Consider the following 1,139-nt stretch of genomic DNA (forward strand, 5'->3'; position numbering starts at 1 on the left):
CGGGGCTGCGGCGGCTCGGGCTCGACATCACCGAGGTCGGCGCCGGTGACGAGGTGCGGGTCGCGGATCTGGTCGTCCGCGCGGTGCCCGCACGCCACGACGGCCGCCGGCTGCCCTTCGGCCCGCAGCGCGCGCCCGCGCTCGGCTTCGTCGTCAGCGGTGAGGCGCGGACCTACTTCGCCGGGGACACCGGGCTGTTCGACACGATGGCCGAGGCCGTGGGCGAGGTCGATGTGGCGCTGCTCCCCGTCGGCGGCTGGGGCCCCTTCCTCGGGCAGGAGCATCTGGACGCCCGGCGGGCCGCGGAGGCGCTGGCCGTCCTGCGGCCGCGTTCGGCGGTCCCGGTGCACTACGGCACGTACTGGCCGGTGGGGATGGACGGGGTGCGCCCGCACGAATTCCACACGCCGGGCGACGAGTTCGTACGGCAGGCCGCGCTGCTGGCCCCCGAGGTCTCCGTGTACCGGCTCGCACACGGTGAACTGGTGCGGCCGGAGGTGGCCGGGTGATATCCGAGCTGGTGAGCCAGGTGCCTCCGGAGTCGACCCAGCAGGCCGTCGGTTATCCGTCGCTCTTCCTGCTGGTGGCCCTGGGGTCCCTGGTGCCGGTGGTGCCCACGGGCGCGCTGGTGAGTTCCGCGGCCGTGGTCGCCTTGCACCAGACCGATCCGCTGTCGCTGCTCTTCGTGTTCGCCGTGGCCTCGTTCGCCGCGTTCCTGGGGGACATGGCGCTGTACTGGCTCGGCCGGCGCGGTGTGCACTCCAGGAACGGTTCGCGCTGGCTGGAGGCGCTGCGCAAGCGGGTCCCGCAGGCCAGGCTCGCGAAGTCGCAGAACCAGCTCGACCGGCACAGCAAGTCGGTGCTCGTCCTGTCCCGGCTGGTCCCGGCCGGGCGGATTCCGGTGATGCTGGCCTGTCTGCTCGGTGAGATGCCGCTGCGCGGGTTCGCCCGCGGCGACATCCCCGCGTGCCTCGCCTGGGCGGCCGCGTACCAGCTCATCGGCATCCTCGGCGGTTCGCTCTTCGACGAGCCCTGGAAGGGTGTGGTCGTGGCGGTGGCGCTCACCCTGCTGGTGAGCGGGGCGCCCGCCGCCTGGCGCAGGCTCAGGGCGCGCGGCGGCTCACCGGCGCCGCGCTGAG

Annotated in this window: 2 protein-coding genes; both read left to right on the forward strand. The window is 73.9% G+C overall.

All coding sequences use genetic code 11. The features are described 5' to 3' along the window. The coding region (locus tag G3I19_RS36565) for an MBL fold metallo-hydrolase (protein ID WP_164267955.1) at positions 1–509 on the forward strand (509 nt) is incomplete at its 5' end. After that, positions 506–1,138 carry a VTT domain-containing protein gene (locus G3I19_RS36570; protein ID WP_164267956.1) on the forward strand — a complete coding sequence of 211 codons (633 nt, stop codon included), beginning with the start codon at positions 506–508 and terminating at the stop codon, positions 1,136–1,138. The genes G3I19_RS36565 and G3I19_RS36570, both read left to right, overlap by 4 nt. Position 1,139: the final 1 nt, after the last annotated feature.

This window comes from Streptomyces sp. SID10853 (assembly GCF_010548145.1).
Taxonomy (GTDB): domain Bacteria; phylum Actinomycetota; class Actinomycetes; order Streptomycetales; family Streptomycetaceae; genus Streptomyces.